Annotated in this window: 21 protein-coding genes, 2 tRNA genes and 1 pseudogene; 15 read left to right on the top strand and 9 right to left on the bottom strand. The window is 44.4% G+C overall.

Annotated elements, in window-relative coordinates; translation table 11 throughout:
- Positions 1 to 215: 215 nt before the first annotated feature.
- Together RTN07_RS06070 and RTN07_RS06065 are read right to left on the bottom strand one after the other, a co-directional pair.
- Positions 216 to 1847 (bottom strand): annotated as a pseudogene (locus tag RTN07_RS06070) (AMP-binding protein); the annotation flags it as partial.
- 154 nt (positions 1848 to 2001) lie between these two features.
- The gene (locus RTN07_RS06065; protein ID WP_312176634.1) at positions 2002 to 2838 is read right to left on the bottom strand and encodes a DegV family protein; all 837 of its coding nucleotides are present in this window, start codon (positions 2836 to 2838) and stop codon (positions 2002 to 2004) included.
- Between the two features lie 305 nt (positions 2839 to 3143).
- Between RTN07_RS06065 and RTN07_RS06060 the strand changes: the two genes are divergently transcribed.
- On the top strand, positions 3144 to 5249 hold the full coding sequence (locus RTN07_RS06060; RefSeq protein ID WP_312176579.1) for a 2,4-dienoyl-CoA reductase FMN-binding domain-containing protein: 2106 nt from the start codon (positions 3144 to 3146) through the stop codon (positions 5247 to 5249).
- Between the two features lie 67 nt (positions 5250 to 5316).
- Here RTN07_RS06060 and RTN07_RS06055 read toward each other — a convergent pair whose 3' ends face one another.
- Positions 5317 to 6099: a YbjN domain-containing protein gene (locus tag RTN07_RS06055; RefSeq protein WP_312176576.1), complete on the bottom strand. Its 783-nt coding sequence runs from the start codon at positions 6097 to 6099 to the stop codon at positions 5317 to 5319.
- Between the two features lie 284 nt (positions 6100 to 6383).
- Here RTN07_RS06055 and ccmA point away from each other — a divergent pair, with 284 nt between their 5' ends.
- From ccmA to ccmE, 5 genes are all read left to right on the top strand, one after another.
- Positions 6384 to 7046 (top strand): heme ABC exporter ATP-binding protein CcmA, encoded by a 663-nt coding sequence (gene ccmA / locus RTN07_RS06050; protein ID WP_312176575.1) that lies wholly within the window; start codon positions 6384 to 6386, stop codon positions 7044 to 7046.
- 11 nt (positions 7047 to 7057) lie between these two features.
- Complete coding sequence (locus RTN07_RS06045; RefSeq protein WP_007117161.1) at positions 7058 to 7726, top strand: heme exporter protein CcmB; 669 nt, start codon at positions 7058 to 7060, stop codon at positions 7724 to 7726.
- A 105-nt stretch (positions 7727 to 7831) separates the two neighbouring features.
- The gene (locus RTN07_RS06040) at positions 7832 to 8623 is read left to right on the top strand and encodes a heme ABC transporter permease (protein ID WP_312176574.1); all 792 of its coding nucleotides are present in this window, start codon (positions 7832 to 7834) and stop codon (positions 8621 to 8623) included.
- A gap of 116 nt (positions 8624 to 8739) precedes the next feature.
- Positions 8740 to 8949: a heme exporter protein CcmD gene (gene ccmD / locus RTN07_RS06035; RefSeq protein ID WP_060994525.1), complete on the top strand. Its 210-nt coding sequence runs from the start codon at positions 8740 to 8742 to the stop codon at positions 8947 to 8949.
- A gap of 84 nt (positions 8950 to 9033) precedes the next feature.
- Positions 9034 to 9519, top strand: a complete 486-nt coding sequence (ccmE, locus tag RTN07_RS06030) for a cytochrome c maturation protein CcmE (protein WP_040404183.1) — start codon at positions 9034 to 9036, stop codon at positions 9517 to 9519.
- A 219-nt stretch (positions 9520 to 9738) separates the two neighbouring features.
- Here the strand turns inward: ccmE and RTN07_RS06025 are convergent, their stop codons facing one another.
- Positions 9739 to 10062 carry a hypothetical protein gene (locus RTN07_RS06025; protein ID WP_144918729.1) on the bottom strand — a complete coding sequence of 108 codons (324 nt, stop codon included), beginning with the start codon at positions 10060 to 10062 and terminating at the stop codon, positions 9739 to 9741.
- A 582-nt stretch (positions 10063 to 10644) separates the two neighbouring features.
- Between RTN07_RS06025 and ypfJ the strand changes: the two genes are divergently transcribed.
- Positions 10645 to 11529 carry a KPN_02809 family neutral zinc metallopeptidase gene (ypfJ, locus tag RTN07_RS06020; RefSeq protein WP_312176571.1) on the top strand — a complete coding sequence of 295 codons (885 nt, stop codon included), beginning with the start codon at positions 10645 to 10647 and terminating at the stop codon, positions 11527 to 11529.
- Between the two features lie 123 nt (positions 11530 to 11652).
- Here the strand turns inward: ypfJ and rho are convergent, their stop codons facing one another.
- Both rho and trxA read right to left on the bottom strand, forming a co-directional pair.
- Complete coding sequence (gene rho / locus RTN07_RS06015; RefSeq protein WP_060994528.1) at positions 11653 to 12921, bottom strand: transcription termination factor Rho; 1269 nt, start codon at positions 12919 to 12921, stop codon at positions 11653 to 11655.
- A gap of 406 nt (positions 12922 to 13327) precedes the next feature.
- Positions 13328 to 13651: a thioredoxin gene (gene trxA, locus RTN07_RS06010; protein ID WP_007117153.1), complete on the bottom strand. Its 324-nt coding sequence runs from the start codon at positions 13649 to 13651 to the stop codon at positions 13328 to 13330.
- Positions 13652 to 14162: 511 nt separating this feature from the next.
- Here trxA and RTN07_RS06005 point away from each other — a divergent pair.
- The 5 genes from RTN07_RS06005 (at position 14163) to RTN07_RS05985 (ending at position 20008) form a co-directional block, all read left to right on the top strand.
- Positions 14163 to 15686: a Ppx/GppA phosphatase family protein gene (locus RTN07_RS06005; RefSeq protein WP_312176569.1), complete on the top strand. Its 1524-nt coding sequence runs from the start codon at positions 14163 to 14165 to the stop codon at positions 15684 to 15686.
- A gap of 125 nt (positions 15687 to 15811) precedes the next feature.
- The gene (locus RTN07_RS06000; protein ID WP_312176567.1) at positions 15812 to 16621 is read left to right on the top strand and encodes an acetyl-CoA carboxylase carboxyltransferase subunit alpha; all 810 of its coding nucleotides are present in this window, start codon (positions 15812 to 15814) and stop codon (positions 16619 to 16621) included.
- Positions 16622 to 16749: 128 nt separating this feature from the next.
- Complete coding sequence (tilS, locus tag RTN07_RS05995; RefSeq protein ID WP_312176565.1) at positions 16750 to 18207, top strand: tRNA lysidine(34) synthetase TilS; 1458 nt, start codon at positions 16750 to 16752, stop codon at positions 18205 to 18207.
- 223 nt (positions 18208 to 18430) lie between these two features.
- Entirely contained in the window at positions 18431 to 19270 is an 840-nt protein-coding gene (gene proC, locus RTN07_RS05990; RefSeq protein WP_312176563.1) for a pyrroline-5-carboxylate reductase, read from the top strand.
- A 105-nt stretch (positions 19271 to 19375) separates the two neighbouring features.
- Positions 19376 to 20008 (top strand): YggT family protein, encoded by a 633-nt coding sequence (locus RTN07_RS05985; RefSeq protein ID WP_050324582.1) that lies wholly within the window; start codon positions 19376 to 19378, stop codon positions 20006 to 20008.
- Positions 20009 to 20057: 49 nt separating this feature from the next.
- Here RTN07_RS05985 and RTN07_RS05980 read toward each other — a convergent pair whose 3' ends face one another.
- Positions 20058 to 21710, bottom strand: a complete 1653-nt coding sequence (locus RTN07_RS05980) for a phospholipase D-like domain-containing protein (RefSeq protein ID WP_312176562.1) — start codon at positions 21708 to 21710, stop codon at positions 20058 to 20060.
- 10 nt (positions 21711 to 21720) lie between these two features.
- Positions 21721 to 22530, bottom strand: a complete 810-nt coding sequence (locus RTN07_RS05975; RefSeq protein ID WP_312176631.1) for a hydroxymethylpyrimidine/phosphomethylpyrimidine kinase — start codon at positions 22528 to 22530, stop codon at positions 21721 to 21723.
- Positions 22531 to 22848: 318 nt separating this feature from the next.
- Between RTN07_RS05975 and RTN07_RS05970 the strand changes: the two genes are divergently transcribed.
- From RTN07_RS05970 to RTN07_RS05960, 3 genes are all read left to right on the top strand, one after another.
- Positions 22849 to 22938 (top strand) — tRNA-Ser (locus RTN07_RS05970).
- A 103-nt stretch (positions 22939 to 23041) separates the two neighbouring features.
- Positions 23042 to 23118 (top strand) — tRNA-Arg (locus RTN07_RS05965).
- 304 nt (positions 23119 to 23422) lie between these two features.
- Positions 23423 to 24049 carry an RDD family protein gene (locus tag RTN07_RS05960; RefSeq protein ID WP_312176560.1) on the top strand — a complete coding sequence of 209 codons (627 nt, stop codon included), beginning with the start codon at positions 23423 to 23425 and terminating at the stop codon, positions 24047 to 24049.
- Here the strand turns inward: RTN07_RS05960 and RTN07_RS05955 are convergent, their stop codons facing one another.
- Positions 24050 to 24955: a polyprenyl synthetase family protein gene (locus RTN07_RS05955; RefSeq protein ID WP_312176558.1), complete on the bottom strand. Its 906-nt coding sequence runs from the start codon at positions 24953 to 24955 to the stop codon at positions 24050 to 24052.
- Positions 24956 to 25003 lie beyond the last annotated feature (48 nt).

The raw sequence follows: 25003 nt of genomic DNA, 5'->3' as shown, positions 1-25003 counted from the left end.
TCCCGACTAGTAGAGTGAGGATATGCAATGCGAGTCGCTAATATTGAGCCTTAGTGCGCCTCATCTTCTGGTGAATCATTGGATGGGGTTTGCGTGTTACTAGGTATGGCAGAGCTAGATATGACAGAGCTAGGCATGGCAGTGCTCGGATTGGAGTCGGTTGTCGCTGCCAAATAGCTTTGCGGATGATGGTGAGTGATTTTTGCTTCTTCATGCGCCAGTGAGCGCGCCGCTTGACGTAGCTCAAATTTTTGCACTTTACCTGTCGAGGTTTTTGGAATTTGCGCAAAAATAATATGTTTGGGCACTTGGAAACCTGCCAAATATTTACGGCAATGGGCAATGATGTCTTCCCGATCTAGTGTCGAGCCTTCGCGGATTTCGATAAAGGCTACCGGTACTTCACCCCATTTGTCATGGGGAGCAGCAACTACCCCACAGCTTTCCACTTCTGGCATACGATACAGTACGTTTTCTATTTCAATACTTGAGATATTCTCACCGCCCGAGATGATGATGTCTTTGAGCCGATCCATAATTTTGATGTAACCATCTGGGTATTTAACGCCCAAGTCACCGGTCTTAAACCAGCCACCGTTAAAGGCTTCTGCGGTGGCTTTGCGGTTTTTTAGATAGCCTTTCATCACCATATTGCCGCGGATAGCAAGCTCACCAATTTCGCTACCATCGGCTGCAACTGGGGTAGTAGTGCCTTGTTTGAATACATCAAACCCCGCTAATAGATGTGATTTCATGCCTTGGCGGGATTTTTTTTGCGCGCGTTCACTGACAGTCAAATCATCCCATTCTGGGCGCTCGACACACAGGGTGACGGGACCATATACTTCTGTCAAACCGTAGACATGCGTGATTTTAAAGCCCATTTCTTCCATTTTGGCGAGCAAAGACTCAGGCGGTGGCGCGCCTGCGACATTGCAGCGTACTTCATGTTTGATGGCTTTTTTCAGCGCTTCATTACCATTGGCAATCATGTTATGCACGATAGGCGCTGCGCTATAATGGGTAACTGTTTCATCGGCAATCAACCGTAAAATCAAATCAGCATCAATTTTGCGCAAGCAGACATTGGTACCCGCCCGCTCGCCAATGCTCCAAGGAAAGCTCCAGCCATTACAGTGAAACAAGGGGAGCGTCCATAAATACACAGGGTGCTTTGGCATATCCCAATCTAAAATATTAGAGACGGCATTTAAGGTGGCACCACGATGGTGATACACCACGCCTTTTGGGATACCTGTGGTACCTGATGTGTAGTTGAGCGCGATGGCATCCCATTCATCAGTTGGTTTTTCCCAGTTGTCTAAGTCGGTTCCTGAGGCGATCAATTCCTCATACGTCATATTGCCAAATTGTTCAGTGGGCGTGACCGCAGGGTCGGTGGCATGAATGATAATTAAGTTAGGAAATGACTCTTGAACCAGGGCAATATGCTGTTCAAATTCAGTATCAACAATCAATACTTTCGCTTCACTGTGCTGTAGGCAGAAGACCAAGGCATTGATATCCAAACGGGTATTTAAGGTACATAGCACACCACCAGACATCGGTACGCCAAACGCGACTTCAACCATGGCTGGGGTATTGGGTAGTAGCACTGCAACGGTATCGTCTTTATCGACGCCCAATTTTTTTAGGGCATCCGACATTTTGCGGCAGCGATTATAGGTTTCGCCCCAACTTTGCCGTAGGTCATTGTGCTCATAATCTTTATACACAATCGCCGTTTGATCGGGATAGATGCTAGCAGTACGCTCAATAAAATCAATGGGCGTAAGCGGGGTATGGTTGGCAGGATTTTTTTCCAGCCCTGTATGGAAGTTTGGCATAACGACATCCCTGTAGTTAATAAATAAACGCCTTTATCATAACAAGGATTTTGACCAAATCCTATATCTCAATCTGCTTTTTCACAAATATAAAAAAATGACAAAAACAGACAGCCCGCCTGTTATTTTATAAGCTAGCAAACCCAGTCAGGGTTTAGTCTTCGACAAATACGCAGCCAAGGGTGAACACACCGATATTTGCTATAGAGACACTGGCGGCAGGAAGAACTTCGGTTTTAGCATAACCGCGTGACGATAAATAGTTAAGTAGTGATTTAGTATGAGGGTTTAAATTACCGCTAAGCACATACATTTTACCCTTTTTACCATTGGCGGCGGTGATGATAGCATCGGCGAGTCGCTCAATACATTTTTCAAAACTACGCACCTTTTCAAAGGCGACTATTTGACCTGAGTATTCGACTTTTACAATCGGTTTAATACCGAATAAATTGGCAAAAAAGCCGACTGGGGCTGAAATACGCTTGGTACGAATCATGCCTTTAAGGTTATCAACGGCCAAATAGATATGGATTTTATCGCGCAGGCGGTTGATTTCGGTGATGATTTGAGGGATTTCTGTGCCTTTTTTGAGTAAGCGTGAGGCTTCTTGTACAAGAATCGCTTCGCCATGTGAAATCGTGCGTGAATCATAAATATAAATTTTCATGCGATGGCTAAACATCGAGCTGATATTGAGCAAGTTTTTGTAGGTCTGGCTTAAAGAAGAGGACAAACAGATGAATAAAACTTCTTGCACGTCTTCTTTGATGAGTTGATAAAAGAATTCAATGAGCTGATTTTCAGTCGGGGCAGAGGTACTGATATCGATATTGGGGGTATCGAGTAGAATACGCGATAGACTGTCTAAGCTTAGGTTTTGTCCATCTAGATAATTGGCACCGCCCATATGGATATTCATTGGCAACATTTTGACATTTTCTGGAATGCCAAGGTCGTCTAGACATGACGTGGACGTGCTCACAATCATTTTTTTCACAGTAATTTCCCTTCGGTTGTACTTTTATCCTAGCTTGATATTAGCATTATCACAAAAATAAGCATGACTTTTTTGTAGACTCATGCGGACAAAATTTGCCTTATGCTTTCAAAGATGACTATTTATAATAGGTTGACCTATTTTTGGTTTGATGTATGCTTAAGGTATATTGATATAGCTACATTGCGTGACCACATTGACGAATTGATTATGATAACGAACTCATTTACAAAATGACAAGATTAATTCCTTAATGTGACCAAATAGTGAAAGGAAATTACTGCCAAGGATTATTTATGCCAAATAACAGCCAGATATCCACTCATAACACCCATTATCCGCATATTTTTAAACCCCTGGATTTAGGATTCACCACGTTAAAAAATCGTATTGTGATGGGCTCGATGCACACAGGGCTTGAAGATAGGTTTTTTAACTATCCAAAGCTAGCCGCTTATTTTGCCGAGCGCGCCAAAGGGGGTGTTGCCATGATGATTACGGGCGGTATCTCGCCCAATCGTGAAGGTTGGTTAGTGCCGGCAGGCGGGACGCTCAATCACAAAGGCGATGTGATAAACCATCGTAAAGTCACCAAAGCTGTGCACCAATATGACTGCAAAATCATCTTGCAAATTCTGCACAGCGGTCGTTATGGTTATCATCCATTGGCGGTATCAGCCAGTCCCATCAAGTCGCCTATTTCACCCTTCAAACCCCGTCAAATGAGTGAAAAAAATATTTTGGCGACTATCAAAGACTATGCCAAAACTGCCAAACTTGCACAAATGGCGGGCTATGATGGTGTTGAAATCATGGGTTCAGAAGGCTATTTACTCAATCAGTTTTTAAGCAATCACGTCAATCAGCGCACCGACCAATGGGGTGGCAGTCTAGAAAACCGTATGCGTTTTGCGCTTGAAGTCATCAAAGCGGTACGCGAGGCGGTGGGAGAAGCGTTTATTATCACCTTCCGTTTGTCGATGATTGACTTGGTGCCCGATGGCAACACCATGGATGAAGTCATTACTATCGCCAAAGCCATCGAAAAAGCCGGTGTGACCATAATAAATACGGGGATTGGCTGGCATGAAGCGCGTGTTCCCACTATCGTCACGTCGGTGCCACGCGCAGCATTTGCCGATGTGATTGCTGAAGTCAAACGCCACGTGACTATCCCTGTGATTGCTGCCAACCGTGTCAATATGCCAGAGACTGCCGAGCAGCTGCTAGCAGATAACCAAGCTGACTTGGTACAAATGGCGCGTCCGTTCTTGGCAGACCCAGATTGGGTAACAAAAGCCAGCCTTGGGCAGACCCATCTGATTAATACTTGTATCGGCTGTAACCAAGCGTGTCTAGATCATACATTTGACAATAAACGCTCAACCTGTCTAGTCAACCCCCAAGCCTGTTATGAAACCGAACTGGTCTATAAACCTGCCAAAAAAGCCAAAAAAATTGCCGTAGTGGGCGCGGGCATGGCAGGCTTATCAGCGGCGACGGTCGCCGCCAAACGCGGTCATCAGGTCACCTTGTTTGAAGCACAGGATAAAATCGGCGGACAGTTTAACTATGCTAAAGTGATTCCAGGTAAAGAAGAGTTCTTTGAAACCATCCGCTATTTTACCAATTTGGTGGACAGTTTAGACATTGAGCTCAAACTGAATCATAAAGTAAGCAAAGAGGAACTAGAGTCAGGTCAGTTTGATGATGTGATTATTGCGACAGGCGTTGTGCCACGGGCGCTTGACTTTGAAGGGGTAGAGTTACCACAAGTGATGAGCTATGCCGAATTGCTATCGGGTCAAAAAGTTGCAGGTAAGCGAGTCGCTGTGATAGGCGCAGGCGGTATTGGTTTCGATGTTAGCGAATATTTGACCTCTACCCATGTTAAACCGTTTGAAAAAGATGCCCAAGGTAACGTGATTTATCAACCCCATCCGCAAAGCGTAGACTCATGGAAACGTGAGTGGGGGGTGGACACCAACCCACACTATGACAGCGAAGGTGGACTGGTAAAACCAGAGCCCATTACCCCGACCCGTGAAGTGTATTTGATGCAGCGTAAAAAAGGTCGCTTGGGGGCAGGTCTCAATAAAACCTCAGGCTGGGTGCACCGTGCTCATATCAACAAGCATGGCGTCAAACAGGTGAGCGGCATTGGCTATGAGAAAATTACCAATGAAGGGATTTGGATTACTAACCCAGACGGTCATAGCCAATTATTGCGCGTTGATAGTATCGTCATCTGCGCGGGGCAAGAATCAGTCAATCACCTAATGCCTGCGGTGGGTGATGACTTGACAGCGCAATATCACTTGATTGGTGGGGCAAAATTGGCAGGCGAATTGGACGCCAAACGTGCCATTCGCGAAGGCGCGGAAGTCGCTGCCATGTTGTAGCAGCTTTTACTATGTCATAAAAAAGGCGATGAATGGATGTCACCGCCTTTTTTATATTGACCGCGTATTATTGAATGGCATCAGAGGCTAAGAAAAAATTGCGGGCTTGCTGAGAGTCTATCAGCTTGTCTACAGCACCTTGCAAATCATGCGTAGTGTGCGGCTGCTCAATCATCTCGCTAATGGTGTCATACAGCCGTGAAAATAACGAGAAATTACTCTGTAGCAAATAACTCATAATTAGCTCGCTCACCCCCGTCACTTCCAAATCAAGCGACGTCTTAAAGCGCAGCTCGCCATCCATCACATCCATTTCTAAATTGCCAATCATCAAATCATAATTCAGATAAGCGAGCATTGCGAGCATCTCAGGGCGATTGGCTTCAGCAATCGCAGTGGGATAAACACTGTACACCGCAATCAATTGCTGCTCACTAAAAAAACGAATCATACAACCCCAATGCCGCTCTTTATCTGACACTTGCATCGTATAATGATGAATGCTTTGCTCATCTTGATCGCTGGCAGGATGATACATAAATTGATAACCCATACTGGCTAAGATATGCTCTATATCATCGGGGGTAATCGGTTGTAGCGCTAATTCGTCATCTGCATCAAGCGACTCACTGGCTAAAAGCGATTCATCTTGTAAATGGCTATGTTCATCAAACGCCGGATTGACTTTATTTTTGACAAAAGGCTGATAGCTAGTAGCATCAGTATGCTCGTTTGTCTCCGCACAATGACTAGGGTCAGTTGTTTTATCGGCTACAGGGAGCGGCGCTGATTTTTCAGCAGTAAACAACAGTTTTAGGCGTTGCCATAAACGCTTCGGATTTTTGGACATTGATTTCACTTACCCAAGAAAAAATAGCTAAAAATAGAAAGAAAAACGAAAAGCAGAACAGTTAAAAAACAAAAAAGTTAACAAACAGGTTGGCAAAACTTTGACGCTATCATCAAGCTTTATATGGATACTTTATATGGATAATTGCAAAGACCCGTCGCAAGTTAGTATATAATAAGCTTTCTACACAACTTTAGCCAATTATCTATACAATGGGTATAAGGCCATGATTTATCAATTTAATCTGTTATCTATTTAATGACTTGCAAATTTTAACCAATGTTATGCCAAATCCAACACCCACTGCTATGCCTATCTCGGCGACCAGTTCGCTGCTAAACTGTCATAATGTCACCATACAACGTGGCGAATTTCCGCTGTGTGAAGCGGTGAATTTGGTGCTAAACCGTGGCGATATTTGTCATTTGGTGGGTGAAAATGGCACCGGCAAAACCACATTTTTGATGCAGCTTGCAGGGTTGATTCCTGTGTTGACCGGTGATATCAGCTGGCAGGGCAAGGCAGGGTTACCTGTGCAGCCATTTTATGTGGCGCACCAATTGGGTATTCATTTGCAACTCACCGTTGAGCAAAATTTGCGATTTTTGTTAGCCTTGTATGGCATCAAACCAAGCGCAGATGCCCTTGAGCAAGCACTCGATTGGGTTGGGTTAGCAGGTTATGAGAAAATCAACTGCTATCAACTCTCGGCAGGGCAGACGCGCCGCGTGGGTCTGGCACGCTTGCTGTTTGCGCTTGAGTATGTAGCGCAATTTCCTTGCTGGCTACTTGATGAGCCGCTAACCGCGCTTGATGTCAATATGATTGCCAAAATTGAACACTTGATGCAGACATTCGTTCAGCGCGGCGGGGCAGTGCTCATGACCAGTCACCAAACTGTCGCCGTCGCCAACAAGCAATTAGATTTAACCTTGTATACGGTTTAGGGGCAACTGCAATGATTGATTTTTCTGCCCTGTGGCAACGCGAATGGCAAATCAAACAGCAAAACAAAGTGCAGTGGTTATATCCACTGGTGTTGTTTTTAATTATCATCACCTTATTTCCACTGGCGATGGGCACGGAGCCAAAATTACTGCAGCAACTAGGCGTGCCTGCGGTATGGATTGCAGCGTTATTGTCGCTGATTATGGGTATGGAAAACTTATTTCGCCCAGCGCTCGATAACGGCACACTGGCGCAATTGGTTGTCGCTCGTGCCTCGATTCCCACTTGGGTTCTAGTACGGCTCATCGTGCATTGGCTGACCAGTGCGGGGATGGTGTGTCTGCTCGCATTTTTAGCGATGCCGCTTTTTGGCTTGACCAGCCAAGCAGCCATTGCCCTGAGTGCTTCTATTTTGGTGGGTAGTCCGATTTTGCTATGCTTATCAGCGATTGCCAGCAGCTTGACATTATCGCTAAAAAACGGCGCGGTGTTAGTGCCATTGATTTCGTTACCGATGCAGCTCCCTGTACTGATTTTTGCCACGGGGGCAGTGGGGCAATTTGCCATGGGGCTTAACGGTTATCCGATTTTAGCCCTATTACTGGCGGGCAGTATTTTGGCAGTCATCGTCACGCCTTTTGTGATTGCATTTTCATTAAAACTGGCTTGGTTAAGCTGATGATTTTTAGATGAAAAAATCCCCAAATACCAGTAAAATAAGCGAACAAATATCTTATTGTTGATGGCTTACATTCATTTTAGAAAAAAAAGCAAGGCGCATTCCATGGCAGAAATTACCCCAAACGTTGGCAAAAATGGCTTTTTTTCTCGCCTTTGGCAAGGGTTTCTTAAAACTGTTGGCACCAAAGAGTTTTATCGTATTTTTGCCCCTTGGGTGAAATATTTAGCTGTTATTGCTGCGCTGCTATTAGCGGTGGGTGCCGTTTGGGGATTAGCGTTTGCGCCACCCGACTATTTGCAAGGCAATAGCTATCGTATTATCTTTATCCATGTCCCCACTGCCAGTCTGGCCATGTCAATTTATTTGGGTATGGCAATTTTGGGGGTGATTTTTTTGGTCTGGAAAATTAAAACCGCCAATTTGGTTGCCCAAGCGATTGCGCCGATTGGCTTTATGCTTTGTGTGTTAAGTCTACTTACAGGCTCGATTTGGGCAAAACCTACCTGGGGCACATACTGGGTATGGGATGCGCGTCTGACTTCTATGCTGATTTTGGCGTTTTTGTACGCAGGCGTGATGGCACTATTTGCTGCATTTGAACATACCGCCAGTCGTGGCAAAGCGGCGGCGATTTTATCGATTGTCGGTGCGGTTAATTTGCCGATTATCAAATATTCTGTCAACTGGTGGAATACCCTACACCAAGGCTCGACATTTACCGTAACTGAGCGTCCAAAAATGCCGCCTGATATGTATATTCCGTTATTACTGATGATGTTAGGCAGCTATTTTTTAGTGGCTGCGCTTACCATCTATCGTACCAACACCTTGATTCTACAGCGCGAAAGTAGCAAACAATGGGTGATTGATGAATGCAAACGGCTATATCACTAAAGAGTTATTGTTAAAGCCTCCTTACTGACGTAAAGTATCGCCATTTAACTAGCGATAGCTTCAATCCTATGACACCAATCCATTCTCTAAACCTACATTCAAACCTGAGGTGACCAATGAGCCCGTATTTTCATAATTTTGCCGAATTTATCGCCATGGGTGGGCATGGTAGTTATGTGTGGTCAACTTGGCTACTGACTTTATTAGGGATTGTCGCGCTCGTCTTTTTTAGTCGTAGTCAGCGTAAAGCAACCTACCGAGATATCACTACCCAGCAGGCGCGCCAGCAACAGCGTCATCAGCGTACGGCTAAGAGTAGCGGATAATAGTATTTATCGCCCTAATCAGTGTTATAATAGACAAGTAGACCCATAGGGTGTGGTTCATCAAAAGTGAGATGAAAAAAAGCGATGAATAAAGTACGACAAAAAAAATTAATGTGGGTGATGGCAACCTTATTTGGCGCAATCATTGCTGTCGTCCTTGTAATTTATGCGGTAGGACAACAAACCGACTATTATTTTGACCCCACAGCCATTAGTCAAGGCAAAGCACCTGAAGATACCCGTATCCGAGCAGGGGGCATGGTCGTGCGTGGTAGTGTCGAGCGAGATAGCACAGACCCACTGAATGTCAAATTTAAAATCACCGATTTTAAATCCACCGTACCGGTATCTTATAAAGGCATCTTGCCAGATTTATTCGCCGAAGGTTCGGGCGTGGTAGCCACAGGTTCGCTTGAAGGCAATACCTTTGTAGCAAGCGAGGTACTAGCAAAGCATGATGAGAATTATATGCCGCCAGAAGTAGCAAAATCATTAAAAACCCAGCATCAAGCCAATGGCACGGATGTCAACCAAGCGCAGTTTATGCCGGCTACCCCTGTCAAACAATAAAGTCACTTAACTAAAAAGTCACTTAGCTAAAAAATTAATTAGTTAAAAAATCAGCTGGCTAACAAAGCCAGGTAGCTGAAAAAGTGGGCAATTGACCCACTCTTTTAGTGTCTAGATGATGTTAAAAAATAATGTGAAAAATTTTGTGCCATACAAAATCTTTAACCATAAAAAAAGGAAACCGCTCGGGTTTCCTTTTTGTTCAGTTTAAAAAACTGATTATTTTGCAGCAGATGCAGAAGCGTCAGCAACAGTTGCAGCAGCAGAAGCGGCAGCAACTTGGTTGGCAGCGTCAGCAACAGCAGAAGCTGGTGCAGCAGCAGATGCAGTGTCTACAACAACAGTAGAAGCGTTAACAGTTGCAGCAGATGCAGTTACTGCAGGTGCAGAAGCTTCTACAGTGGTAGTAGTTGTTGATGAAGCAACTGTAGTTGAAGCAGTTGTAGAGGCAGCAGCTGGTGCAGCTTCTTCTTTTTTGCTACATGCAGTCATAGCTAAAGATGCAGCAACTAAACTCGATACAGCGATTAATTTAACGTTCATTACGTGTTCTCCTAAAGAAAATAACCCCGTATTCACTCGACGATACTCTAAATAAACGGTTTATTTAGAATTAAAGACACACGGGACATGAAACTGGCAATATTGTAGCGGAAACTTAGTCAAGATAGAATAACTTTCGCATAAAAAAATATAATAAATCTGATAAAAGGTTGTAACAAAATAACACCGCAATCACAAATACAACTTTTTAGATTTATTGATATCGCACGAAAAAGATATCTTTTTTAGCTTTTCGCGGAAAATGTCGTATTATACGCATAAAAATATGGCAAAGATATCTTTATTTTTGTAAATTTACAAATTTTTTTTGTTTTAGCGGTCTATTGGATATAGTTAAAAAATAATTTTTTATGGTGATAATTGCTTAATCTTAATAAGATTTCTAAGGCTTTGATGGGTAGATAAGTTACATTAGTGGTATATTGTTAGGGTTTATTGTCAAAAATCTGTATAAAACTACGATTTCACACAGCAATTTTTAGGCAAAATGCTACAATGCCAAAATAAGCAAATTCTATGAGCATATTATAAAAGTAAGATAGTATTTAAGGAGGTGTTGGTATGAAGTGGGAAGATCGTGACGGTAGTTCGAATGTATTGGTCAGCGGCGGTAAAGCCGTGGGTGGCGGTATCGGTAGTATTATCATCGGCTTGATTTTGTGGCTGGTGTTTGGTATGAATCCCATGACTGCCATGCAAACAGGTTCTGCAATCACAGGTGGAAATAGTAGTGGTCAACAAACCCTTGACCAGCAAACGGCTGACCGTGACCAAAAATTTGCCTCAGTGGTATTAAAAGACACGGAAGAAGTTTGGGGTCAAATTTTTAGTGAAAACAATATGCAATACCAACAGCCTAAATTAGTATTATTTAATGGTATGGTACGTTCAGGTTGTGGTAACGCTTCTTCAGCCACAGGCCCTTTCTATTGCCCTGCAGACCAACGCGTCTATCTTGATACCAGTTTTTTCCAAGAAATGCGCCAAAAATTGGGTATTACAGGTGACCAAAATGGCTCAGGTGATGCACAAAACCAAGGTAAAGCAGGTGACTTTGCACAGGCTTATGTGATTGCTCACGAGGTGGGTCATCATGTGCAAAATCAATTGGGTATTAGCCAAAAAGTGGATGAAGCCAGTCGCCGTGCCACTGAAGCACAAGCCAACAACTTATCAGTGCGTCAAGAGCTACAAGCGGACTGTTTCGCCGGTGTTTGGGCAAACCGTAACCAACAACGTGTTCAATTCTTAGAGCAAGGCGATATTGAAGAAGCGATTAATGCGGCGCAGCAAATCGGTGATGACCGTTTAGCCCAAGCCAGTGGTCGAGCAGCGGTGCCTGATAGCTTTACCCATGGTACCAGTCAACAACGTATGACGTGGTTTTCACGCGGTCTAAAATCGGGTGATATCAACCAATGCGATACTTTTAGTGGTGCAATTTAAGTAGCGGTGCGATTTAAGCCCAAAGCAGGCGAATAAAAAAGATGCCAACAAAAAGCTCAACACTAGGTTGAGCTTTTTTATTTTTACGAGTCAGCTAATTAACAGGATTAAGCGATAACACGATTAAGATTTATCTTTACGCGTCATTTGCTCAAAGAATTCATCATTGGTTTTTGAGTCTTTAAGTTTTTCTAGCAAAAACTCAGTGGCTTGTAGTTCATCCATGGGGTGTAACAGTTTGCGCAGAATCCATACTTTGCGTAACATCGCTTCATCCATCAAACGCTCTTCACGGCGAGTGCCCGATTTTTTGATATTGATGGCAGGGAATACCCGTTTTTCGGCAATGTCTCGCTCAAGGGTAATTTCTTGGTTACCTGTCCCCTTAAACTCCTCATAAATCACCTTATCCATGGTACTGCCTGTGTCAATCAAAGCGGTTGAAATAATGGTCAAGCTACCGCCTTCTTCGACATTACGCGCGGCACCAAAAAAGCGTTTTGGGCGTTCTAAGGCATTGGCATCCACCCCACCAGTCAATACTTTACCCGATGAAGGCAATACAGTATTGTAAGCGCGGGCAAGGCGTGTGATGGAGTCAAGTAAAATCACCACGTCTTGTTTGTGCTCAACCAAGCGTTTGGCTTTTTCAATCACCATTTCGGCGACTTGTACGTGACGGGTTGGCGGCTCATCAAAGGTCGATGCGACCACTTCACCACGCACCGTGCGCTGCATCTCGGTCACTTCTTCAGGACGTTCGTCAATGAGCAGCACGATGAGATAACATTCTGGGTTGTTTTTGGTGATGGATTGCGCGATAGATTGTAGTAGTACGGTTTTACCCGCTTTTGGTGGGGCGACAATAATTGAGCGTTGACCTTTACCAATCGGGGCAATCAAGTCAATGATACGACCCGTTAAGTCTTCTGTGGTACCATTACCAAGTTCTAAGCGAAGCTGCTGGGTGGGAAAAAGAGGGGTTAAGTTTTCAAAAATCAGTTTGTGGCGAGAGCGGTCTGGGGTGTCGAAGTTGATTTCGTTAACTTTTAATAGGGCAAAATAACGCTCAGAATCCTTGGGTGGGCGAATCGTCCCTGCGATTGAGTCACCCGTCTTGAGATTGAAACGGCGAATTTGGCTCGGACTCACATAGATATCATCGGGACCCGCTAGGTAAGAGCCTTCCGACGATCGTAAAAAACCAAAGCCATCGGGCAAAATCTCAAGCACGCCATCCCCATAGATAGCTTCACCGTTTCGGGCGTGGGTTTTTAAAATAGCAAAAATGATATCTTGTTTGCGACTACGGGCCATGTTTTCTAGACCCATTTGCTCGCTAATCAACAACAATTCAGCAATCGATTTTTTCTTGAGTTCAGTCAAATTCATAGGTAAATCATCAATAACTAATTTTGAACCACCTCAAAACGTGAGTCGAGCAAAGGCGCTGCATCGTTTTAAGACAGTAGGGTGTGAAGAGAATATAAAGAGAAAAAAATAGAAACGTTTGAAATGATTAACTGAGCGTTGCAAACAGACAATACCAAGTACTAAACCAAATAATAGTAAATGCCTGCTAACGTAACGTTAAGCATATCGATAAGATAGTTATTTTGTGAGACACACTATACGACTTGACATATTCATTTGTCAATGTATGGGCATAAAAAACCGCGATTTTTTTACTCACAAGTATCAAAATCGCGGCGAATCTCACTGGTAATTATCAAAAAAATATACCGTTACCAATATAAAAATTCAATTTAACCTACGCTAGTGATTCTTACCCTAGCGATTATAAGTGTTTGTTGATAAGAGCAGTCAATTGGGCTTTTGGTTGCATACCCATAGTGGCATCCACTTTTTCACCGTTTTTAAACATAAATAAGGTAGGGATACTACGAATACCATATTGTGCGGCTAGGTTTGGATTTTGGTCAACGTCGATTTTAACGATTCGCGCTTTACCCTCAAATTCTGAGGAAAGCTCGTCTAATACAGGGGCGATGGCTTTACATGGACCACACCAAGTTGCCCAAAAATCGACCAATACTGGGGTATCTGATTGTAGTACTGCTTTTTCAAACGTACCTTCATCGGCATGAATAACTGAAGACATAGTAACTCCTACGTGTTAATATTGTTAATTGTTAGGTTTTGGATTACGGTTAAGTAATGACCCAAACGCTTGTTTTTGCCCAGTGCTTGTTTTTGCCTAATAAAAAAATCTTAATATTGGATACAATCAAACAGTGATAGAAACATTGAAGTGATAGAAACAATGATAGGATAGTGAAATCTATTAAACAGACACCCAACGGCAAATTACTTTATTGTGCTTATTATGATAGGGTCATCTTAGCATAACACAACCCCAAAACAGGGTATGGCTATGGTTAATTGTTTTGATAGTTATGATAAGAAACATTAATGGCATCTAATTAATTGTATCTAAATGATTGTAACGATAGAAGTTTTTAGAAAATATTACAGTCAATTTTTTTCACCGATGGACAGGTATGTGGGGATGCAAAAATGGCAGTTGCAATAAAATGGCTTTTACTCAGGGGGGAAAATGCGTAAAATGGTGTCTAATCGAATTATTGACTTTAACCAACACTAAGTGACATATGCCTGACTTACTTGCTAATAACGAACTTATGGCCGCCATTGATATTGGCTCAAATAGCTTTCATCTTGCCATCGCGCGGTTAGACCATGGGGAAGTACGCAAATTAGCATCAATGTCAGAAAAAGTGCAGCTTGCCGCTGGACTTGATGAAAACAACTATTTGTCGCTTGAGGCACAAAAACGCGGGCTGGATTGTCTGACACGCTTTGTCGGACGTCTGGACGCTGTTTCCCCACAGCGGTTACGGATTGTGGCTACCAATGCGCTGCGCCAAGCCAAAAATGCGGATGAATTTATTCGACAAGCCAATTTAATTTTACCCAAACCCTTAGAAGTTATTGCGGGGCGAGAAGAAGCGCGTCTAATTTATTTGGGAGTTTCTCATACCAATGCCAGTACCGACAAACGCTTGGTGATTGATATTGGGGGTGGTTCGACGGAGTTTATTATTGGCAAAGGCTTTGACCCGATTTTGACCGAAAGCCTACAGATGGGCTGTGTTGCCTTTACCAAATCCTATTTTACTGACGGCGCTATCACCGAGAAAGCGTTTGAAAAAGCGATTGCTGCGGCGAGAAAAGAAGTGCTTGGCATTAGCCGTTTGTACCAAAAAACGGGCTGGGACAGTGTCACGGGCTCAAGTGGCACGATTAAAGCGGTCAATCAAATTTTGCTGCAACTTGGACTTGCCGATGAAAATGCTCGTGTGACCTACAGCGGTGTCAAAGAAATCCAAAAATTACTGATTAAAGCAAAACATATCGACAATATTGATTTTGCCGACATTAAAGACACCCGTAAAGTAGTGTTGCCGGCTGGTGTCGCCGTGCTGCTCGCAGCGATGAATGTTTTGGGCATTGATACCATCTCTTATTCAGATGGTGCGCTGCGTGAAGGTGTCATGTACGACATGCTCGGGCGTTTTGCCAGTGAAGATGTACGCGATCGCAGTGTACAAGCCTTGATGACGCGTTATTCGGTTGATAGAAAACAAGCAAAACGTGTGGTACGTACCGCGCAGCAGCTGTTTGACCAAGTGAAAAACCGCTTGGGGCTTGATGAAGAAGACGCGGATTTACTTCGCCGTGGTGCCTATTTATATGAAATTGGTCTTGCCATCAGCCATAGTAGCTATCACAGGCACAGTGCCTATTTGCTGGAAAATTCGGATATTGATGGGTTCTCACAAGTCGATAAAACACGCTTGTCGCAGCTCGTCATGCACCATCGCCGTAAATTAAAACCTGATAGTTATGATGAAGTCAAAATGGTCGGCGGTGATAATCTGGTGTATTTAACTTTGATTTTACGCCTAGCGGTACTGGTGCATCACAGCCGTAGCAAACATGATACGCTACCGATTCAGCTAGCGGCTAAAGATAACCATACTTGGGAAGTTTCGGTAAATTTAGCCGATGATAACGCAAGTCTTGTGCTATCAGATTTGCAAGATGAAATTGATATTTGGCAAAAGTGGGGCATGAGCTTATCCGTTGCCACTTATGAGCCAGCTATTGGGTAAGCAAATAGTTAGATAAACAGCTAAGTAAATAGCTAAGCAAATTTTTAAATTTTAAATTAAGAGCTTAGGTCTGTCATACGATATTAAGATGACAACAGTCGCAATAAAACAAGGGAATAACGACAATGAGTGTCTGGGAAAAAGTACAGCTTGCACGTCATGCAAAACGACCATTATTTTTGGATTATGCCAACCAGCTGTTCACGGAATTTGATGTGCTGCAAGGGGATCGCGCGTATGCCGATGACAAAGCGATTTTGGGGGGCATGGCGATGTTTAACGACCAGCCTGTCATGCTGATTGGTCAACATCGCGGTCGCAGCACCCGTGAGCGTATTGAGTACAATTTTGGTATGGCAAACCCAGAAGGCTACCGCAAAGTAGTTAGACTGGTGCAAATGGCAGAACGGTTTAAATTGCCGGTGTTTACCTTTATTGATACCCAAGGCGCATATCCTGGCGTAGGTGCAGAAGAGCGTGGTCAAGCCCAAGCGATTGCCCAAAGTATTGCGGTATTTTCATCTTTGAACGTCCCTGTGATTGCTACGGTAATCGGAGAAGGGGGGTCAGGCGGTGCCCTGGCGATTGGCGTCGCGGATCGTATCAATATGCTAGAAAACAGCATTTATTCTGTGATTTCGCCTGAAGGTTGTGCATCGATTCTATGGAAAACGGCTGAAAAAGCGCCCCAAGCCAGTGAGGCGTTGAAACTCAGTGCGACAAATTTAAAATCTCTTGGCTTAATTGATGAAGTGATTGGGGAAGGCGAGGGCGCGCATATTAACAGCGATGTGGCTATGACCAACCTTAAAGCCACGCTCGAGCAACAGCTAGCACAGCTTGAAAAGCTTGATGAGCAAACGCGTCTGCAACAACGCTATGAAAAATTGATGAGCTTTAATTCTACGGTGTCCTTACCAAAAGCCTCTGCTTGATTGTCAGTGATTTAACCTATTTTAATGACCCATGGGCGTTTATTGAGGCGCCCATTATTTTATCGCATTTGTTTTATCTCATTTGTTTTATCTCCTGGTTTTTCTCTCGCCGCATGAGCTTGAGCACTATGTCGTCTATCCCTATGTCATCTGTCCCTATGTCACCTGTCATTGAAGCGATTAAACAAAGTTATCAAACTCATATCAACCCGCACCCCAAGTCTACCACTAAAATTTATATTGCGTGCAGTGGCGGGCGAGACTCGATGGCATTACTGTTCGCCTGTCAGCAGCTACAACTACCGATTCATGTGATTCATATCAATCATAAATTGCAAAAAGTCAGTGATGACTGGCAACAACTGGTAGAAGCCTATTGCCACAAGCACCACATCGACTATGACAGCGTTTGTATCGATTGGCAATCGCAGCAAGTTTATGCAGCCGATAGCACAATCAGCCAAGAACAACAAGTCAATGAACAGCAAGCCAGAACTGCTCGCTATCGTGCCATCATACAGATTGCAGGCGAAAATGCCATTGTTGCCTTGGCGCATCACGCCAACGATCAGGTGGAAACCTTGTTGATGAACCTATGCCAAGGGACAGGGTTGGCAGGGCTGACAGGCATGCCGGCATTTGGGGTGCAACACGAATTTGGCAAACCTATTTGGTTATGGCGTCCGTTGCTTGGGGTAACGCGTGATGAGATTAGCGATTTTGTAGCGGCGCAACATATTCCTCATGTCGATGATCCTACCAATTTTGGCGTAACTAATCAGCGCGCTTTTTTACGTAATCAGATTTTGCCACTCCTTGATGAGCGCTTTCATAAGGTAGTGCAAAATATCACCCGCACCCAGCAAAACCTGACCGAAGCGCAGCGTATAGTCGAGGAGCAATATCAACAAGATTTGGCGCTATGTCAGTGGTCAAATAGCTGGACAAGTCATCAGCAATGTTTGCATATCCCCAATCTAAAAGCATTGAGCCAAGCAAGACGCTTTAACCTATTGCATCATTGGGTCAAAGGCTCACAAAAATTTGCCCCCACTCGGCAATGGATTGTACAAATTGAGCAGTTACTACAATCAGTGCAAACAGACCAGCAAGCGATTTTGCAGTGGCAGGGGATTGAGATTAGAAAATACCGCGATACGTTATACCGTCTTGATGCCGATTATGTGAAGGCGATTCATGGCAAGTCAGATAACAAGGTATTAGCCAATTTGACTGCTGATTTGGGATTATCTGTGGGGCTATCTCCAGAATTGGCGCTTGCTAGCAGAGCCGTGTTGCCCAATGAGTCTTTTCAATTATTGTCACAATCGTTTCATCAATCGTTTAAAAAACTGTGCCAACGATTTGATATTCCTAGCTGGGAGCGACAATTTGCCAAAGTGGTCATCATGAATGTCAACAAAGAAAAGGCACCCATTGCATCCCAAACACCGTCACGATTCGCTTTATTATTGCCGAATACCAGTGTTTGGTTGGCAGATGCCGGTGAGCTGAATTTGGCTACCCAAGCGCCTTGTCCGTGGCACTTGGTTTGGACAGACAGCTTGATGAGTGAATCTCATTGATTTAAGACTATCATGGACTGAGGCTATCATGGATTAAGGTTATCAAACCGCCATTAATCGCTTGAATTTGCGCCATGGACACCAATTTACGCTGTAAATTTGTCATCAAAATTTGCAGTAGGTATGGTAGACTTATTTGCGAATAATAGCGAGGGCGAACCCTTTAACTGCTTTCTTCTAACTGCTTTCGTCACCCCACAAAAAATGACTACAAAGGACATCTATGGCAACCACAACTTTTCTTAATATCGCTTTTATTGGTGGCGGTAATATGGCATCGGCACTTATCGCAGGGCTATTGGCAAAAGGTCAGCCAAGTAGCTTACTGCATGTGGTTGAAACCGATGCTGAAAAGTTAGCGGATTTTCAAGCCCAAGGGTTAAATACTTACAATGCGAGCAATATCGACGATACCAAGCACGCCATCGAAAAAGCTGATGTGGTCGTGCTAGCCGTCAAACCGCAGGTCATTAAAGATGTACTACTGCCAGTCAAAGATAGCTGGGGTGAGCAAGTGGTTATTTCAATTGCCGCAGGGATTGGTACTGATAGTTTAGCCGAATGGTTGGGGCCGCAAGTCAAACTAGTGCGAGCGATGCCAAATACCCCTGCGATGATTCAAATGGGTGCCACAGGCTTGTACGCGACAGCAGCGGTGAGCGAGGCGGAGCAACAACTCGCGCAGCAAGTGATGTCCGCGGCAGGACTGGTGTTATGGGTAGATGACGAAGAGCTACTGCACGCCGTGACTGCTATCTCAGGGTCAGCGCCTGCGTATTTCTTTTATATGTTAGAAAATATGATTGCCACGGGTGAAAAATTGGGGCTCACTCAAACCCAAGCAACGGCTTTGGCAATGCAAACGGCACTGGGCTCAGCGCAAATGGCATTGACCAGTCATGATACGCCAGCTGACCTGCGTCGCAAAGTGACCTCGCCCAATGGGACTACCCAAGCGGCAATTGAAGTGATGGATGACAAAAAAATGCATCAAATTATTGCCGATGCCATGCTAGCATGTGAGCAGCGCTCGCGTGAGCTAAGCCAAGCGTTTGGCAAATAACTCGATTTGGCTATAACATTGGCTACAACAGCAAATTTTAATTGACTATCTTAACGGCTTATCGTTAACAAGTGTGTAAGCAGCAAATAAGGATAAAAACAGGGCATGACTAATCTTTTGGCAGGGTTGTTTGATATCGTCGTCGCGGCGGCGATGATACTGGTTTTCTTTCGATTTATGCTGCAGTTTGCTGGCATTACTGCAAAGGATGCGTTTGCCAAACCCATTTATCGTATGACACGCATTGTCGATGTGTTTGGACGTATTTTCCCAACCCTTGGCGATGGCAGAATCAATACCGCAAGTTTGGTGTTGCTGTTTTTGCTGCGGATGATTTTTATTTGGGGCGTGCTTGGCATGATGCGTATTGATAGTCAAAATATTGGTCTGTTTTATATGCCAGAAGTAAACTTAGCCATGGTTGATTATCTATCGCGGCATTTTTCACCTGTCATGATGTTTTTTGTGGCGGCGGTGACCTTGCTGATTGATTTTTTAAGAATGTGTCAGTACATCATTATTGGCTCGTTTATCGGGGGCTGGGTGATGCTTTTTACCCAAAAAATGCCAGCAATTTTTGGCCTGCTCACCTTGCTTAGTGAGCCAATTATTCAGCCGTTTCGCAAAGTCTTACCTGCTACAGGCATGCTTGATTTGGCACCTATGCTGGGTTTTTTCTTGATTATTTTGCTAGAAACCTTGGTGCAAACCGTAGGTGTTTATTTATTAACCCTATAGTCTTTGTAACCCTATAGTCTTTGGCAAACGACGATTAAATGAGTAAACTTTAAAGCAGTGGGCTAAACAGGCGAATAGCGTTGTCCAAGAATTTTGCCCCAAAGCTACGCTGCTGCCATCCATAGCGCTGTAATGGCTCACTTTGTTGCAGATATTCATGCTGGCAAGTGAGCATTTGCTGGGTCATGGTACGATTATAAATCGCCATACTTACCTCCATATTCAGATAAAAACTGCGCATATCCATATTGACGGTACCAAATAAGCAATAATCATCATCCACGCACAAAATCTTGGCATGTAGCAAGCCTGCATTGAACAAATAAATCTGCACCCCTGCTGACAACAGCGGCTCAAAATAAGCCTGTGAAGCAAACCGTACCAATAGCGAATCTACTTTTTTGGGTACATTTAAAATCACCTTGACCCCACGCTTGGCAGCGGTAGTGATGGCAAGCAGTAGTGCATCATCTGGCACAAAATAAGGCGTGGTAATAACCACTTGTTTTTTGGCAGCAAAAATCGCACACACCAAGGTTTCGTAGATGACATGTCCCGTTAATTCTGGCGCCGATGGAATCAGCTGCAAACTGACTTGACTCACTGACGGATAAGCTTGTAGGTCGCTTTGCAGCGGCAAAATGTTTAACAAGGGCGGCTGAGCGACACGCGTGTTAGCGTTTTGACCTACCCCGCGAGAATTAGTCACGTGTTGTAATTTGCGATGATGCAGCTTTGATGTGCCAATATACAGCGACTCGGTATAGAACGACTTGGTAAAGCGATTAACGATTTTTTTAAGGCCGGAAAAATTGGCGTTGGTTTCTGCGCTGATATCCGTGGTCGTGACAAGTGCCATGGCTTTCACCGAATTGACGTTATCATGACCTTCCACCCGTATCATGACATCAATCCATTTGCCCACATGCTCGTTTTGTTTGAAAAAATCGGGGTCGATTAAATTAAAACTTCCCGTATAGCCATAGCAGTTGTCAAAAATAGCCAGCTTACGATGATTGCGGATATCAATGCGTTTGACAATAGTTTTGAACAAACCCACGGGCAGCGACTCATGCACAAAAACATCAGCGTCTTTGAGTTTTTGCACCCACGAACTGCGAAAAAACGCATGACTGCCAACGCTATCAGCGAGCAAATGCACGGATACGCCGCGCTGGCTAGCCGCCATCAAAGCTTCTAATAACTCAATCACCCGGCCTTGTGGCGACACAATATAAAATTCCAGCAAAATCATCGTGTTTGCCGCACGGATATCGGCTAATAAACTGGCAAAAATATGGTCAGCGTCTGTCATCAGCGTCAGCGTATGATGGTCGTACACGCCAAGCCCGGTTTTTAGTAGGGCGATATTGCTCAGTTGTCGTGCTTCGGTATCTAAATTTTTGGAAATTTCATTAAAATCAATCTGCTGGGCGTTGGCAAAGTCACGCAGTAATTTTTGCGCCATCAAACTGCGCTTACGATACTGATGCCCAATATTGATTTCACCAAATAACATATAACCGATGATGCCAACAACAGGCAGGGCAAATAACACCGCAATCCAAGCAATGGCTACGCTTTGGTGGCGCTGCTGTTGAATAACCCGCACAACTAGCCAAAGCGTGATGAGAAAATGGGCGATCACACCTAGCTGCAATAGCAACGTCTTGACAATCGACCACTCCAATAATAACCCCATATTAGCTTGCCTAACCTAGCATTGAGCTGTAATGAAAGCGTTTGGGAATTCTTTGACCATGAGGATGGACAATGTCAGCGACTTTGAGCACGTGTTGCGTCCAAATATCTGCGCATTGTACCGCTGTCACAAGCTTATCACCCAGTGCCAAGCGACCTGCAATATAACTTGCTAGACTGCAGCCCGAGCCATGATACTCACCCGCCAGTCTTGGCAAAATCGCTTGGTATGCCAGTCGGCAGTTTTGGTTATCATTAACGTATAAATATTGCTCGATACCAGCGGCTTGGCTATCGTGAGACGTCTTGACTAGCACTGCTTTGGCACCTTGTTGACACAAATCTTTGGCGGCGGCGTGGAGATTGTCGATGCCTGTCAAATCACGCAGTTCAATGCTGTTAGGGGTCATTAGGGTTGCAAAAGGGGTCAACTGGGCGAAGGCAGCCACCAAGGTGTCTTTGTCACCTAACGCACCGCCACTGTTGGCTACCAGTACCGGGTCAAGCACATATGGCGTACCTGTTGCAATACTGCCATCGGTGAAAAGCTGCGCGAGCATCGCAATATTATCAGTGGTGCCAAGCATCCCTGACTTGATGGCTTTGACAGGCAAATCATTGAGCACCGCCAGTGCTTGCGCCCTTACCAGCTCACTTGCGCATGCCTCAAACCCAAAAACTTGCTGTGAACTTTGAACGGTCACTGCGGTACAGGCAATCGCTGCATGACTCCCTGCTTGCCCAATCGACTCAATATCCGCTTGCAAGCCTGCGCCACCTGATGGATCTAACCCCGAAAAACACAATACAGTGGGGCGCAGTGTCATGCTAGGTGCTAAAATAGGGGCAAGAGTAGCAGGGGTTGACATAAGATTCTCACAGGCTTGTTATCAATCCTCATAAAGGATTGGTTAAGTGGTTTTTTTAATCATTACTTTCAAACAGATTATCACATAACGACTTGTTTCTGGGCAGGCATGGTGCCACTGCCAAGGTGATGTAATTATTCTCACATAATTTTTTTAAAAAGTCTTGCAAATTTGGATTGGTTTGTTATAATGCCCACCCACAATGCTTGAGGTTAATGGCGACATTGACTAAAATTATTGTACGGTGTTATAGATAAGTAAGAGCAATTCGGTGACGTGGGTGAGTGGCTGAAACCACAGCCCTGCTAAGGCTGCATACGGGAAACTGTATCGAGGGTTCGAATCCCTCCGTCACCGCCATTTATTGAATCAAAATTAGTTTTTAAATTATTTAAAATAAAGTTTGACAAAATAAATATTCTAACTTATAATAGCGCCCACTTCAAAAGAAGACATTAGTTAAGCGCTTGTAGCTCAGTTGGATAGAGCATCAGGCTACGAACTTGAGGGTCGGGGGTTCGACTCCCTCCAAGCGCACCACTAATTACTTTGTTAAAATTAATCGCCACTCTTTGAGTTCAGGCGATTTTTTTTATGCCTTATTTTTTTATGTCTCATATTACTCGGCGGGTTATTTTGCCGTTAGTCCTCCCTTGTTTGCCAAAGTTGCCTAAGGCATTTTCATCCCAGTTATGTTGAGCTGAGTCATGTTTATCCCAGTTATGCGCTGATGGGGCTCGAGTGTGCGTTTGAGTCATAGCCTTTTGGTTGTATTTAGGCTACAATTTCGCTTAATTACTCCTATCATTCGCCCGCTATACCTATGCCTAAGACCAAAACCCCAATGTTAAAAACAGCTGAGACCAGCAGCCAGCCGCAATCTCTGCCATCAGCGCCATTGCCAGAACAACAACCTGTGATGGCAAAAGCGGCTACTCGGCTGATTGCTATGCTGTATGATGGTATGTTGATTTTGGCGATGCTATTTTTTGTGCAGATGCTGCTGATTGTATTGGGGACTAAACTGCTAGGTTTGGCAGGGACGGATATGAAGCAAGCGGCGACATTACCGCTATGGTATCGAAATATTGTGCAAATCCCTGCGTTTGTGATTATCTTGGTCGGGTTTTATGGGGTGTTTTGGCGTAAGGCAGGGCAGACGCTTGGCATGCAGACTTGGCGGCTTAAAACCATGAACCGTGATGGCTCATTGCTAAGTTGGCGGCAATCGATGATGCGGATATTAGCCGCGTGTTTATTGCCGGTGGTCTGCGGGATGATAGGCTATCTTATCCACCAGTCGGTGGGTGCGCTGTATTTTAGTATGTTTATTGGGCTATTGTTTAATTATTGGTTTGCATGGGTCAATAAGCAAGGCTTGGCGCTACATGATTTGCTGTCAAACACCGTGACCATGAAAATGCCAAAAATTAACCATGAAGGCTTGTTTGCTGGGTTTAGGAAAAAATGACTATTTGTCTCTCGCCCACAACCAGTCTGCCAAATCGAGCAAATAGTTATCATTGCCAAATTCAGCAACCACCGCATTTTTCGCGGTATCAAATAAGCTTTGCGCGTAGGTTTTGGCAGCTTCCACGCCCAGTAATTTGACATAAGTGGATTTATCCAATTTTTCATCACTCCCCGCAGGTTTGCCAAGCTGCTTGGTGTCGGCAGTCACATCCAAAATATCATCTTGTACTTGGAAAGCCAAGCCAATCTGCTCGGCAAAGCTATTGAGTGCTTGGCGCTCGCTGTCAGTCGCGTTGGCACAGATGGCACCCATCAATACTGACGCTTCAATGAGCGCACCTGTTTTGTCACGGTGGATGGCTTCAAGCGCAGTTTGGCTAAGCTGTTGGTGCTCGCCATTTAAATCCAGCATTTGCCCCATGACCATCCGCCGTGCCCGTGGCGCAAACGTGGCAGATAGCGGGGTAGCAAACTCACTGTTTTCACCAAAATACGTATGGGTTAGGGCTTCAAATGCCAAGGTCTGTAGCACGTCACCGGCAAGCATCGCAGCGGCTTCACCATAGGCGATATGGGTGGTAGGGCGCCCTCGGCGCAGCGCATCATCATCCATACAAGGCAAGTCATCATGCACCAGCGAATAGCCGTGTAGACACTCTACCGCCATCATGGCACGGCGCACGTCATTAGATAATTGATGGGATGGGTGGGTAAGACTGCTTTCGGTTTTTACTGTGGCAAAAGTTGCTGCAATCAGTAAAGGACGTACCCGTTTGCCGCCATTGGTCATCGCGTATAGGCTTGCTTCATGCAGCGGTGAGGGTAACTTGCAGGCTTGGAGGTAGGCTGTGATATCCGATTCTAGTTGGTCAATGACTTGGCGCGAAAAAGCAGTAAATTCCATAATCAATTCTTTTGTAGGTGTTAAAATTTTGAGCAATAAAAAAGCTGC

Source organism: Moraxella sp. CTOTU46934, assembly GCF_031979465.1.
Taxonomy (GTDB): Bacteria; Pseudomonadota; Gammaproteobacteria; order Pseudomonadales; family Moraxellaceae; genus Faucicola; species Faucicola tetraodonis.
The sequence above is the reverse complement of the archived record's forward strand: the minus strand, read 5'-3'. Positions and strand labels throughout refer to the sequence as shown.